We start from the raw sequence: 13,677 nt of genomic DNA on the forward strand, positions 1-13,677 counted from the left end.
TAACAAGGCTAACTTACTAAATAAATTAGTGGTAAATCCCTTTGCTTTTAAATTAATTTTATACTTAAATTTTAAGGTAGATAAACTACTTTTGAAGTATGGAAAAAAAGTTTATCCCTGCTTATTTGTTAACCTTTGTAAACGTATTAGGTTTTAGTATTTTAATGCCAATTTTACCTTTTGTGGTAAATAGTTATGGTGCCCCAAAATGGGTTTTTGGATTGTTAATTACTTTGTACAGTGCTTTTCAGTTTATAGGTGCACCATTGTTGGGAGCCATGTCTGATAATAAAGGAAGAAAACCAATTTTGTTAATTAGCCAAGCAGGAACTTTATTAAGCTGGATTATTTTTGTCATTGCTCTAACATTGCCAGAATATCCGTTGTTAGGTTTTGCTTTACCATTATGGATTGTTGCTTTATCTAGAATTTTAGATGGAATTACAGGAGGGAACGCATCTGTTACCAATGCCTATGTAAGTGATGTTACTACCCCAAAAGAGAAATCTTATATTTTTGGATATTTGGGAGGAATTGCGGGGATAGGAATGATTATTGGTCCAGGATTGGGAGGGATTACAGCTGCCACTTCTTTAGGTTATATGGGAACCTTGCTAACCTCTATAGTAATATCTACCATTACGTTAATAGCAGTGTTTAAATGGTTAAAAGAATCTCATCCTGAGGATAAAAGAACCCCTAAAGATAAAACCAATATTTTGGAAGTCTTAATAATTCCGCTTAGAGTAAAAAGAGTCAATCCATCACCGTTTATTAAAGTGCTGTTTACCATGAAATTTTTCTTTTCTGCTATGATGGGGTTTTACATAGGAACCATGGCTTTGTTTTTGGTAGATTTGTTTGATTTTAACGTAAAAGAATTAGGTTTTTTTATGTTTGTAATCGGGTTGTTTTTAGCGTTAAACCAAGCATTTGTTTCTAAGTTTTTTGTGAAAAAAATAGGAGCTTTTAAAACATTAATTTTAGGTTTAATCCTAAGTGCTCTAGGGTTAATAGCGATTACCTTAACAAAAGATTTAGCCTGGTATATTGCTTATTACTATATTTTAAACCTTGGTCTATCTTTGTGTTTTCCTGTTTTTAATTCGTTAATATCTGTAAATGCCAATCCAAAAAAATTAGGAGAAATTATGGGGATTAGTGAAGGAATCAACTCATTTTGTATGGCTTGTTTTCCTGTAATCGCAGCCATTATCTATTCAGCCATTGGTAGTGATTTGTATAGATACATGGTCTTATTACCCGTGTTAGGACTTGTATTTGCTTTTATTGGTATTAAAAAGTACGGAAATAAGCTCTCATAACTTTTTTTTAATAAAGATAAGGTCGTCTGTTTGGTGTTTATGGTATATTTTTGAAGTTTAAAAAAATATACTATGAAACAAAACTACACATTCCCAAAAACCTTTATTCTTCTCTTTTTTCTGTTTTCAACAACCATTTTCGCACAATCACATGATGATCATAATGACGAAGATGATACGAGAGGTGCAGTAACGTTTCAGAATTTATTCAATAACAATAGAGATGAAATTACTCTTTATGAAAATGAATTCAAACAAAAAAAATCTAAAGATAGAGCACCCAAAGTAAATGGAGTTCAAACTGTAGAGCCTCAAAAAACATCAGTTCCTATTCATGTAATCATGATTAAAAAAGCAGATGGGACAGGAAACGATTTAACCGAAGCAGATATAGATTATTCCATAGGAACCATAAACACCTATTTTAACGAGGTTTCATTAGACTTTTTTAGGTGTGATGAGATTACTTATATTTTAGATGACGATTTGTTTCTTTTTGGAGACAGCGGTGATCCCGATGATGATGAAGATTACTTGGTAAATAATGGATACATAAAAAGCCAAATGGTAAACTTAATTGTTACAGATTTAGCATCTGGTAACGGATATGCTTATTATCCTGGAGGTAGAGATATTATAGCAATGGATAGGAATGTTTTAACCAACGGAACTACTATTTCTCATGAAATGGGACACTTTTTTGGATTGCAGCATACTCATAACAACCATGATCATGAGGATGTAAGCAAAAGAGAATTGATAGATGGATCTAACTGTAGCAGTGCAGGTGATGGATTTTGCGATACTCCAGCAGATCCTAACGTACAAGAAAATGGAAATGTAGATGCAAATTGTATGTATACAGGTACTATTACAGATGCTAATGGAGCTACATTTAACCCAGATACAAGAAACTTAATGTCTTATTCAAGAAGAATTTGTAGGGATCATTTTAGTGCTGAACAACAAGCTAGAATGTATGCTATTTTTACCTCTAATGTAAGAGGTGATTTTGTGTGTCCTTCTTTAAGTATAGATTATACAACCGATACCACTGCATCTTGTAACACATCGCTTACTGTTCAATTTACAGATGCTAGCACAGGAGCAACTTCATGGGCTTGGGATTTTAATAATGATGGAATTACAGATAGTACTTTGCAAAATCCATCTTATACTTTTTCAGAAGGTGAGCATACGGTTGCTTTAAGTATTTCTGATGGAAGTGAAACTATAACAAAGGTTTTTTACAATAGAAAAATATATGTAGGAGGTAAGTCTTTACCTTACACTCAAGATTTTGATACGTTTGTTAAAAATGAAGATCCTGTAGATAATTGGACTGTAATAGCTGCAGCTTCTAATTTTAAATGGTACGTACATAGTGGTGCAACACCAACTAATGGTACAGGTCCAAAGACAGATGCCTCGGGAACTTCTAGTGGTGTTTATATGTATACCAAATCTTATTCTTTTTCTGGTGAAACCTATGCTGCAGGTGATGTAACTCAGTTAATATCTCCTTGTTTTCAAACAGGAGTGAGTCCTGTACTTTCTTTTAAATACCATATGTATTCATCTACAGCAGCCTCTAAATTTGGAGAGTTTTATGTAGACGTTAGTGCTGATGGAGGAGCAACCTGGGAAAAAACAGTAGCTTCCTTTTTAGATCCTACACAAGATAGCGATACAGATGCTTATTCTACAGCTTCTATCTTTTTGCCTGAATATGCAAATCAAATTGTGAAAATTAGATTTAGAGTGGTAAGAGGAAATACATCTTATAACGATGTTGCGATAGACGATGTAAAGTTTGAAAATAAATCTACAGTAGATTTTACGGCTGATAAAACGGAAGGTATTTGTTTAAATTCATTAGATGTAAGTTTTACGAACAACAGTATCTTGACCACGGGAGCAATAACCTCTTGGACTTGGGATTTTAATAATGATGGAACAGTAGACAGCACAGAACAAAACCCTATACATACTTTTTCGGTAGGAACTTTCAACGTGAAATTAACGGTATCTAATGGATCGGAGACTTTATCAAAAATATTTACAGATACGTCAATTCTTGTTGGAGCAGAAAAAACAGTAGGTTATACAGAAAACTTTAACGGTTTTACAGAAAATCAAGCATTAGATTCTGATGGATGGACAACTATAGCAGATGCTTCTGGTTATACCTGGGAAACAGAAATAGGAACTACAGTCTCGGGTAATACGGGGCCTACGGCTGATGGAGATGGAGATGCAACTACCAATTATATGTTTACTGAAGCAAGTGGGTTTAGCAATACCAATGAAGCTCAATTGATTTCACCATGTGTGTTATTGGGAGACAATACTTTGTTAAAATTTAAATATCACCTTTATAGCACCGCTGCTAGTTTTGGAGCCTTGCATGTAGATATTAGTACAGATGGTGGAACTACGTTTTCTAATACACTAATCAGTTATGAAAATTCCGTGCAAACCGCCAATGCAGACCCTTTTATAGAGGAAGTTATCAACTTATCGGCTTATGCAAATCAAATGGTAAAGATTAGATTTAGAGCAGTTAGAGGAAATACATTTAATAATGATATTGCTATAGATAATGTTTCCTTTACCAATGATGCTGTTTTAAGTACTGATGTTGTTACGAATAAAAATATAACGATCAGTCCTAACCCAGTAAGCTCGGTATTGTCAGTTAATTATCCAGAAGGTAAAGAAGTTGCTTACCATATTCAAGATATGTTAGGACAAAGAGTTTTAGTGGGACAAGTAATTCATCAACAAATAAATGTAGCGCTGTTACAAAATGGAGTTTATTTTTTAACCATTGCTGTTGATAATAAACAAATAGTAAAAAAGTTTGTTAAAGAATAAGAGCTTTAAGTTTTTGAAAATTAAAACCTGTGAGAAGTCTCTTACAGGTTTTTTTATGCATTAGTTTTTTACAAGTCTAAATAACAAGTTTCTGTTTATCTATTTAGCTATCCTATATGCTTTCTCTATATTTGTGTTTCTTTAAAAAATAATAAATTATGGAGATGTTAAAAGTAGGAGATAAAGCTCCTGATTTTGTTGCGGTAGATCAAAATGAAAAAACAGTAAAACTAAGTGATTTTGCAGGAAAAAAACTAGTTGTTTTCTTTTATCCTAAAGCAAGTACTCCTGGTTGTACCGTAGAAGCATGTAATTTAAGAGACAATTACCAAACATTTTTAGCTCAGAATTATGAAGTTGTGGGAGTAAGTGCAGATTCTGTAAAAAGACAATCTAATTTTGCCAACAAACAAGAATTACCCTTTTCTTTATTAGCCGATGAAGACAAAAAAGTGATAGAAGCTTTTGGTGTTTGGGGACCTAAAAAGTTTATGGGTAAAGAATATGACGGAATTCATAGAACTACTTTTGTGATTGATGAAAATGGTATCATCATTGAAGTAATTGCCAAAGTAAAAACTAAAGAGCATACGGCTCAAATTTTAAAATAAATATATGGAGCAAGTGATTATTGTAAACGAGCAAGACGAACAAATTGGAATCATGGAAAAAATAGAAGCACACGAAAAAGCTTTGTTACACAGAGCCTTTTCTGTTTTTGTTTTTAATGATGCAGGAGAACTAATGCTACAACAACGTGCTGCAGGTAAATACCATTCCCCTTTATTGTGGACTAATACCTGTTGTAGCCATCAAAAAGTAGGAGAGAGTAATGTAGAAGCTGGTAAACGTAGATTGCAGGAAGAAATGGGCTTTAGCACAGATTTAAAAGATGTGTGTTCTTTTATATACAAAGCTCCTTTTGACAATGGTTTAACAGAGCACGAATTTGACCATGTATTAACAGGTACTTATAACAAAGAACCTAATTTAAACCCAGACGAAGCCGAAGCTTACAAGTGGATTTCTTTAGAAGATGTAAAAAAAGATATGGAAGTACATCCCGAAATTTATACAGCTTGGTTTTTGATTATTTTTGAAAAGTTTTACGATTTTATCAAACAATAAATGGAAAAAGTTAAAAACAAATTGCTCATCGGATTTTTGTTTTCTGTGATTACAACTTTGGCAAATAGTTTGTTTAAATATCATTCAGATTTTTTTAATTTGGTGTCAGGAAATATCAAATCAATAGGATTTAATTTTATCATTTTCTTTTTGATAGGGTATGTTGTTTTAGGAAATATTTTAGTTGCAAAAAAAGAATCATAAATGGAAATAACCGTACATAGAGTAGCATATTTTAATGCTGCACATCGTTTGTTTAGACCCGATTGGGACGATGCTAAGAACTTTGAAGTTTTTGGAAAATGTAGCAATCCTAATTACCACGGTCATAATTACGAATTGGTCGTGTCTGTTACAGGTCCTGTAGATCCTGAAACAGGTTTTGTGATGGATTTAAAAATTTTAAAAAGATTGATTAGAGCTGAAGTAGAAGATACTTTAGATCATAAAAATTTAAATTTAGAAATTCCTGAGTTTAAAAACACCAATCCCACAGCAGAAAATATATCGATTTATATTTGGCATCAATTAAGAGCCCATATTCCAACTCATTTAAAGTTGGCAATAACTTTATATGAAACCCCAAGAAATTACGTAACTTATTCTGGTAAATAAAACACTTTTATGAAAGTAATAGCTATGATTCCTGCTCGCTTGCAAGCATCAAGATTCCCTAAAAAATTATTAAGTGATTTGTGTGGACAAACTGTAATTACCAGAACTTACCAAGCTACGGTAAACACAGGTTTGTTTGATGCCGTTTATGTGGTGACAGACAGTGCCGAAATAAAAGCAGAAATTGAAGCCAATAATGGTAATGTTATTATGAGTTTACAGGAGCATGAATGTGGTTCTGATAGAATTGCAGAAGCTGCTGATATGGTTCCAGGTGATATTATTATCAATGTACAAGGAGATGAGCCTTTTACTAGAAAAGAGCCTTTAGAAGATTTAATAGAAGTTTTTAAAAAAGACATTCACGGAGAAATAGCTGTAGCTTCTTTAGTGCATACCATGGATGATTGGGAAGAAATAGAAAATCCAAACAATGTAAAAGTGGTTTTAGACAATAAAAAATGCGTAATGTATTTTTCTAGAGCACCCATTCCACATCCAAGAGACAAAAGTGTAGACACTACTTATTATAAGCACATAGGAATTTATGCATTTAGAAGATATGCCTTGTTAAATTTTCCTAAAATGAAAATGTGTCAGAACGAAGCTACCGAAAAGTTAGAAGGAATTCGTTTTTTAGAACACGGGATGAAAATGAAAATGGTAGAAACACCGTTTAAAGTAATTGGAATTGATGTTCCTGAAGATTTAGAAAAAGCAAAACAGATGATTCAGCATGGCTAAGTATAAGATTATAGCTTTTGATGCAGACGATACACTTTGGGTAAACGAACCTTATTTTAGAGAAGCCGAAGATCAATTTGCCAAGCTATTATCTATTTATGAAACTGAGAATAAAATTCAGCAAGAATTATACAAAGTAATTACAGGAAATATTCCTTTGTACGGTTACGGAGTAAAAAGCTGTATTTTATCTATGATACAGTGTGCTACAGAATTGTCTAATAATACACTACCTGCCAAAATTACACAGCAAATATTAGCAATAGGAAAGGAGATGTTAACCAAACCTATTGAGTTGTTACCAGGTATTGTGGAAGTGTTAGAAGAGCTTTCTAAAACATATACGTTAATCGTATTAACCAAAGGAGATTTATTAGATCAAGAAAAAAAATTAGAACGTTCAGGTTTGTTAAAATACTTTCACCATGTAGAGGTCATGAGCGAAAAGAACCCTGAAGGTTATCAAAGAATATTAAATCATTTAGATATTGCTTCCAAAGATTTTTTAATGATAGGAAACTCTTTAAAGTCTGATGTATTACCTGTTCTAAAAATTGGAGCAAATGCCATTCATATTCCTTTTCATTCTATTTGGCAGTTCGAGACTGTAGCTCAAGATGTTATAGATACACATGAGTATCCAATACTTACATCTGCTAAAAAAATTATTGAATTTTTACAATAAAGGTATGTTTTTTGCGATTTAATAGAGAATAAACAAATGTTATCTATTATATTAGCAAAAAAAAAAGAAAAAGATGGCGAGAGAAATGTACTCTTATACCTTGACCATACTAGAAAAAGTTAGTTTTGATTTGGACTTGTTTGTTAATGAGTTAAACAAAGCAACCAAGCGATTGTTACCACACGAAGTAGGAGAATTGCAGTTATGGTTAAACCGATTTGTATTTATGCATCCGCATTTAGAACCTGCTAGGAAATTAATAACTTCTTAATAGAATAAAAAAATCTAAGCTAAAATTAGCTTAGATTTTTTTATTCTATTTATCTTTGCATTCAATGTTTAAAAAATTCATCATTATAACTCTTTTAACAGCCCTGTCTGTTAGACCTGCATTTTATGTGGGAAATGTGTTGTATTATGAAACGCATTTAAGCGAAATTATAGAAAAGTACTGTGTTAACAAAGACAAGCCAGAGCTACAATGTAACGGACAATGTCATTTAGCAAAGCAATTAAATCCTGTTGTAGAGCATGGTTCTTCAAAAGCTACAGTAGATATTAGTACGGCTTTTTTTCCTGTGTTTTATCAAGAAATAAAACAGGATACAGCTACTTTTATACCTACACATTTAACTACTTCTCATTTTAAAAATCAGTATTCGTATTATTTTTTAATGAGTAAAGATATGTTAAAACCTCCTATTGTATAAGTTTTAAATTCAGGGCATAACTATGCCTTTTTGGTACTTTTTGTTTTATAAAGAAACAAAGAGTTAACCACTAGTTATTATTTAAAATTTATACAAAACATAAAATGAAAAATTTAAGAAAATGGGCTTTTTTAGCCTTAACGACTACTGCATTAATTTCTTGTAACAACGATGATGATTCTATGGGAAATGAAAACGAAGGAACACATGTTTCTGCCGTTTTAAAATTTGAGCATTCTTTGGGATTAGGAGATGAATTTACCTTAACAGATTCTGAGGATAATCAACAAAATTTAGAGTTGACCAAATTTAAGTTCATAGTGTCTGACGTTAAAGTAACAACGACCAATGATGAGGTAGTAGCCTTGTCTAACAACGATGCTGCTGAATTAATAGATTTAGCTAATGCTGATGAAACGGATGTTGTAAGAATGTATTTAACAGGTATACCAGAAGGAAGCTATAAAAGTATTTCTTTTGGTGTAGGAGTAAGCCAAGAAGTTGCAAGCGGAAGTACTGAAAATCAAATAAAATTAATGGAATTGGCAGAGCAAGATAGTGAAGACATGGTATGGTCTTGGAATCCTAATTCTTACATTTTTTCTAAAATAGAAGCAACTAATTTAGACGTAACAACAACTGCTCCAACAAATTTACAAATACATGTTGGTAATAAAGGAGGAGTTGATGGATTTAGAACAGTTGAATTAATTTTTCCGGAAACTTTAACAATTGCTTCTAAAATATCTCCAAGTATACATACAAATGTGTCAATAGAAAAATTATTTACACCAGATGCTCCTGGAATAGAAGTTGCTTATGATGCCATTGGTGCACATGGAGGTACAGATGATGCTTCTATCAATTTTTCAGACAATTATGCAAATATTTTTGAAATTGAACATTTACACCCAAACGAAGCAGCAATCAATTTGGAAGATGTAGAAATGGACAATCACGCTCATGATGATGAGGATTCTGAAGACTCACATTCTCACTAACAACATCACAATTACAGCTATTTTTTAATAGCTGTAATTGTATTATTATCTAAGGATATGAAATACAATACAATTTTATTTGTGTTTTTGCTTGTTATGGTAAGTTGTGGACAAGATGAGGAAGAGGTCTATACTGATTTTGAGATTTCGTTTGAACAACCTGCTAATTTTCCTGCAACTACTTATGACTTTGAGGACAATCCTATTACTACAGATGGATTTATATTAGGTCGAAAGTTGTTTTATGACAATAGATTGTCTTTAAACAACGGAATTAGTTGTGCAGAATGTCACAATCAATCACATGCATTTACACACCACGGACATGATTTAAGTGAAGGTGTGCATGCAGGTGTTGTGGGAACAAGAAATTCACAACCCATACAAAATCTAGCTTTTTTAGAGGACTTTACTTGGGATGGAGCTAAGGAAATGTTATTTGACCAACCACTCATCCCCATTACAGAAGAAGTAGAAATGGATGAAACGATGGAGAATGTAATTGCCAAATTAAAAGAAGACTCAGTATATCAAGAATTGTTTACAGCCGTATTTCAATCAGAAGATGCCATTAACAGTGTTAATCTATTAAATGCACTATCTCAGTTTATGGGAGCTATGGTGTCATCAAATTCTAAATATGACAAATATGTACGAGGAGAAGTAGGAGGATCCTTTACAGATTTAGAAAAAGAAGGTTTGGCTTTGTTTCAACAAAAATGTGCCAATTGCCATAGTGGAGAATTGTTTACCAATCAAGAATTTATCAACAACGGAATAGGAGAAAACTCTAGTCTACCTGATGAAACAGGAAGAGCAAGAATTAATTCACCAAATCCTTTTGCTACCGTAGAAGAATTAAAAACTAGAGACGATTATTATCAATTTAGAGTGCCTAGTTTAAGAAATGTAATAAAAACATACCCATATATGCACGATGGTCGATTTGTTATGCTTTCTAAAGTATTAGATTTTTATGATGATGATACGTATCCCTTAATTACAAAAATGGATAATTTAGATAGTAGATTGATTCAGACCAACTCGAACGGAGAGGAGATCTTAGGAATCCCAATGACAGAAGGTGAAAAAGTTGCCATTTTAGCTTTTTTAGAAACCTTAACAGATAACGAATTTATAAACGATGAACGTTTTGCAAAACCTAATTAAAATAATATTTACCTTATTAATACTAATATCTACAAACACTTACGCATGCGATGTTTGTGGTTGTGGATCTTCTAACAGCAGCAGTTTTGCCAACGTTTTAGGAGGGAATTATATAGGTTTTAGTTATAATTATATGTATTTTCAATACATACAAAAGACTGCGGATCCAGACTTTCCTTTGGCAGAAGATCATGTAAATACAGTAAGTGTTTCGGGTCAATATCATATTACCGATAAAATACAAATTAATGCCACCATTCCTTACCGATTTAATAATAGGTACAAAGCCTCTGGAAATATAAGCAACAGTGGTATGGGAGATATAAGTGTTTATGGATTGATTAATGTATTGCACTCAGAAAGTAATCATAGTTTAAAGTTAGGAGCGGGATTAAAATTACCTACAGGTAAATTTGATTTGCAAAATTCTAGCTTAAACCAAACATCAGCAGCACAGTTGGGAACAGGGAGTTTAGACATACTCTTGCCAGTTCAATATTATTATACTAACAATCAATGGTCTTTTAATGCTAGTGCTATGTATTTTATAAAAGGGACTAATGATGATGAATTTAAATATGGAGATCAAACCCAAGTAAACGTAAGTACATCTTATGTTTTTCCTGTGGCTACTAATATAAGTTTAGCACCTAGTGTAGGAGTTAGTTATGACCATTTTTTAGCATCAGAAAGGTTTGATATTGTAGATTCTAGAACCAAAGGATACATGACCAATGCGAGTATTGGAGTACAAATGGAAACAGCACATTTAATTTTGGGAGTCAATACACAATTGCCAATTGCTCAAAACTTAATAGATAATGAGGTTACTTTCAATCAGTCTGTAGGAGTATATACCTATTTTAAGTTCTAAATAATTTTATAGACAAAACAAACTCCTTTTTAACATATAATGTGTGTTGCTACCTCTTTTAGAAGGTATCAATACACGTTGTGATGTAATTTTCTGTGAAAAAAGCAATTTTATTATTAACCTTATTTATAATATTCAAACCAGTATTTCCTGTGTTTGAGTACATAACTTGTTACGATTATATTGTAAACGAGTTGTGTGTGAATAAAGACAAACCAGAGTTGCAATGTAACGGAAAGTGTTACTTAATGAAAGAACTTTCTAAAACCTCAGAAAGCGAAAAGAACAAAGGAGACACCACAAAAAAAACGGTTTATGAATTTCCAGTCTTATTTTGTCAAACCATAGAAAACACAAGACTTCCGTTTCCTATCTCAGGAGTAATTTTAAATGTAGTTTATAAAAATTTGTATAGTTATTTAATTTCAAGCTCTCTTTTTAGACCACCAAATTTAAAGTGGTAAAGAGTCAATAAGCTGTTTTATTGACTTTGTAAAAAGGATAAGATTAAAAATAAATTATATAAAAATAAAGATGTTCAGATCTCTATAACTAAAAAGAGGAACATTTAAAAAATTACAAAAAATGAAAAATTTTAACAAAGGATTGGCAATCATTTTTGCAGCAGTATTGACTTTAACTTCTTGTACAGAAGATGAAGCAGAAGCAATACCTACGGTACCAACGACTAACAATGTAACTTTAGAATTTAACAACACTTTTGGAGAGGATGCTATTGTTTTAGGAGATGCAACATCAGCAGAAGCTACAGTAAACACTTCTACAGAAGGACAGATTCACCATTTTTCTGAATTAAAATATGTGATTAGCAACATTAGATTGATTAATGAAGAAGATATTGAAATTCATTATAATATCAACGATTTAGATAACGGAGCCACAGTTGTAAATCAAGCTAAAGAAGAAACATTACAGTATGTGTTAAATAACATTCCATCTGCAACGTATACTAAAATCCAATTTGGATTGGGTGTAAAGTCAAATTTAAACACTTTAGATCAAGAGGCTTTTCCAATTTTTTATGCAGCAGCTGGTAAAAACGATACTGAAATGCACTGGGAATGGGGAACAGGTTACCGTTTTACTAAAATTGAAGGTTTTTATGGGGAAGATAACACAGAATTATCCATCCATACCGGAAGTACAGATGATGGAGGTCAAGGTGTAGATGCTTATAGAGACATTACATTAGAATTGCCTACAAATTTAGTGGTTGGAATTAATGCTCCAAAAATTGTAATTAAAGCAGATTTTAATACGTTGTTAAGCGGAGCTACTACAATTACTTTGGGAGAAGATAATGCAACTCCAAGTATTCACACCTCTGTAAATATGATGCAGTTTGTTGATAATTTAGGAGGAAATGGAGATGATAATATAACAGGAATGTTTTCTGTAACAAGTGTAGAAAACTAAAATTAAATTTTAGAGCCAGTGGACTTTTAAAAAAAGTGCTGGCTCTTTTGTTTTGATAAAACTGAAACACTTAGTATGCTAAAAACAATAAGAAATATCTCTATAATACTATTATTGGTATCTTGTAATCATGATGATTCTGAAATTATTTCTTATAACAATCCAGAACTAGAATTACACCTTCCAGAAGGTTTTCCGGAGCTCAACAATTCGTTTTTTGACAATAAACCCACAAAATATGGTGTGGAATTAGGAGAAAAGCTATTCTTTGAAAAAAAACTAAGTGCAGATAATAGTATTTCCTGTGCTAGTTGTCACATAAAAGCTCATGCCTTTGCAGATACACATGCACAAGCTATTGGAATTAAAGGGAGAATAGGATTTAGGAACACACCACCAATTCAGAATTTGGCTTTTGTAAAATTTTACAATTGGGACGGAAACAAACGTAGGTTAGAAGAACAACCTTTGGTGCCTATTATTACTCACGAAGAAATGGATTCGTCTATTTTAGAAGTGATAGGCAAACTTAAAACGGAAAAAGAATACCTAGATTTATTTCACCAAGCTTTTGGTGATGAGGAAATTACGGGGAATAGAATATACAATAGTATCGCTCAATATGAATATACATTGATTTCTTCCAATAGTAAATATGATCAAGTAAAAAGAAATGAAGGAACTTCTTTTACAGAGAGTGAAACAGAAGGATATCAGGTTTTTCAAGAAAAATGTATCACTTGTCACAGTACAGAATTGTTTACCGATCAGAGTTTTAGAAATATTGGTTTTCCTGTAAATCCAAATACAGATGAAGCGGGTCGTGCAAGAGTTACGGGAAATTTAGAGGATGTGATGAAGTTTAGAGTACCCACTTTACGAAATATAGAGGTAACAGCTCCATATGGTAGTTTTGGACAATTTGTTACATTAAAAGAGCTTTTAGATTATCTAGATAATGGAGTGGTAGTAGCCGATAATTTAGATCCTATTTTAAAAAATAATGAAAATAAAATTCCTCTGTCTGAAGATGAAAAACTGAATTTGATCTCATTTTTAAAAACGCTAACAGATGCTAAATTTTTAGAAATAAGTAATTAAAAAATAGTGG

Annotated in this window: 16 protein-coding genes; all 16 read left to right on the forward strand. The window is 32.2% G+C overall.

Features of this window, described 5'->3' with window-relative positions; translation table 11 throughout:
* Window positions 1-98 precede the first annotated feature (98 nt).
* Window positions 99-1,325, forward strand: coding sequence for an MFS transporter (locus tag FHR24_RS10025; protein ID WP_167187812.1), 1,227 nt, complete (start codon window positions 99-101; stop codon window positions 1,323-1,325).
* A gap of 72 nt (window positions 1,326-1,397) precedes the next feature.
* Window positions 1,398-4,202, forward strand: a complete 2,805-nt coding sequence (locus FHR24_RS10030) for a T9SS-dependent choice-of-anchor J family protein (RefSeq protein ID WP_167187816.1) — start codon at window positions 1,398-1,400, stop codon at window positions 4,200-4,202.
* Between the two features lie 158 nt (window positions 4,203-4,360).
* Window positions 4,361-4,813, forward strand: coding sequence for a thioredoxin-dependent thiol peroxidase (bcp, locus tag FHR24_RS10035; protein WP_167187821.1), 453 nt, complete (start codon window positions 4,361-4,363; stop codon window positions 4,811-4,813).
* 4 nt (window positions 4,814-4,817) lie between these two features.
* Window positions 4,818-5,330: an isopentenyl-diphosphate Delta-isomerase gene (idi, locus tag FHR24_RS10040; RefSeq protein WP_167187824.1), complete on the forward strand. Its 513-nt coding sequence runs from the start codon at window positions 4,818-4,820 to the stop codon at window positions 5,328-5,330.
* Entirely contained in the window at window positions 5,331-5,534 is a 204-nt protein-coding gene (locus FHR24_RS10045; RefSeq protein WP_167187827.1) for a hypothetical protein, read from the forward strand. It begins immediately after the preceding gene.
* Complete coding sequence (locus FHR24_RS10050; RefSeq protein ID WP_167187830.1) at window positions 5,535-5,945, forward strand: 6-pyruvoyl trahydropterin synthase family protein; 411 nt, start codon at window positions 5,535-5,537, stop codon at window positions 5,943-5,945. It begins immediately after the preceding gene.
* A gap of 9 nt (window positions 5,946-5,954) precedes the next feature.
* Window positions 5,955-6,689, forward strand: coding sequence for a 3-deoxy-manno-octulosonate cytidylyltransferase (gene kdsB, locus FHR24_RS10055; RefSeq protein WP_167187833.1), 735 nt, complete (start codon window positions 5,955-5,957; stop codon window positions 6,687-6,689).
* Window positions 6,682-7,374 (forward strand): HAD family hydrolase, encoded by a 693-nt coding sequence (locus FHR24_RS10060; RefSeq protein ID WP_167187836.1) that lies wholly within the window; start codon window positions 6,682-6,684, stop codon window positions 7,372-7,374. The genes kdsB and FHR24_RS10060 overlap by 8 nt, the downstream gene beginning before the upstream one ends.
* A 73-nt stretch (window positions 7,375-7,447) precedes the next feature.
* On the forward strand, window positions 7,448-7,645 hold the full coding sequence (locus FHR24_RS10065) for a hypothetical protein (protein WP_167187840.1): 198 nt from the start codon (window positions 7,448-7,450) through the stop codon (window positions 7,643-7,645).
* A 64-nt stretch (window positions 7,646-7,709) separates the two neighbouring features.
* The gene (locus tag FHR24_RS10070; protein ID WP_167187843.1) at window positions 7,710-8,084 is read left to right on the forward strand and encodes a hypothetical protein; all 375 of its coding nucleotides are present in this window, start codon (window positions 7,710-7,712) and stop codon (window positions 8,082-8,084) included.
* Window positions 8,085-8,188: 104 nt separating this feature from the next.
* Window positions 8,189-9,085, forward strand: a complete 897-nt coding sequence (locus FHR24_RS10075; RefSeq protein ID WP_167187846.1) for an MbnP family protein — start codon at window positions 8,189-8,191, stop codon at window positions 9,083-9,085.
* Window positions 9,086-9,142: 57 nt separating this feature from the next.
* Window positions 9,143-10,255, forward strand: coding sequence for a cytochrome-c peroxidase (locus FHR24_RS10080; RefSeq protein WP_167187849.1), 1,113 nt, complete (start codon window positions 9,143-9,145; stop codon window positions 10,253-10,255).
* Entirely contained in the window at window positions 10,230-11,129 is a 900-nt protein-coding gene (locus FHR24_RS10085; protein ID WP_167187852.1) for a transporter, read from the forward strand. The genes FHR24_RS10080 and FHR24_RS10085 overlap by 26 nt, the downstream gene beginning before the upstream one ends.
* Window positions 11,130-11,281: 152 nt before the next feature.
* Window positions 11,282-11,593 carry a hypothetical protein gene (locus tag FHR24_RS10090; protein WP_208412328.1) on the forward strand — a complete coding sequence of 104 codons (312 nt, stop codon included), beginning with the start codon at window positions 11,282-11,284 and terminating at the stop codon, window positions 11,591-11,593.
* A gap of 121 nt (window positions 11,594-11,714) precedes the next feature.
* Window positions 11,715-12,566 carry an MbnP family protein gene (locus tag FHR24_RS10095; protein WP_167187855.1) on the forward strand — a complete coding sequence of 284 codons (852 nt, stop codon included), beginning with the start codon at window positions 11,715-11,717 and terminating at the stop codon, window positions 12,564-12,566.
* A gap of 75 nt (window positions 12,567-12,641) precedes the next feature.
* Entirely contained in the window at window positions 12,642-13,667 is a 1,026-nt protein-coding gene (locus FHR24_RS10100) for a cytochrome-c peroxidase (protein WP_167187857.1), read from the forward strand.
* Window positions 13,668-13,677 lie beyond the last annotated feature (10 nt).

It is taken from the genome of Wenyingzhuangia heitensis (assembly GCF_011762155.1).
Taxonomy (GTDB): domain Bacteria; phylum Bacteroidota; class Bacteroidia; order Flavobacteriales; family Flavobacteriaceae; genus Wenyingzhuangia; species Wenyingzhuangia heitensis.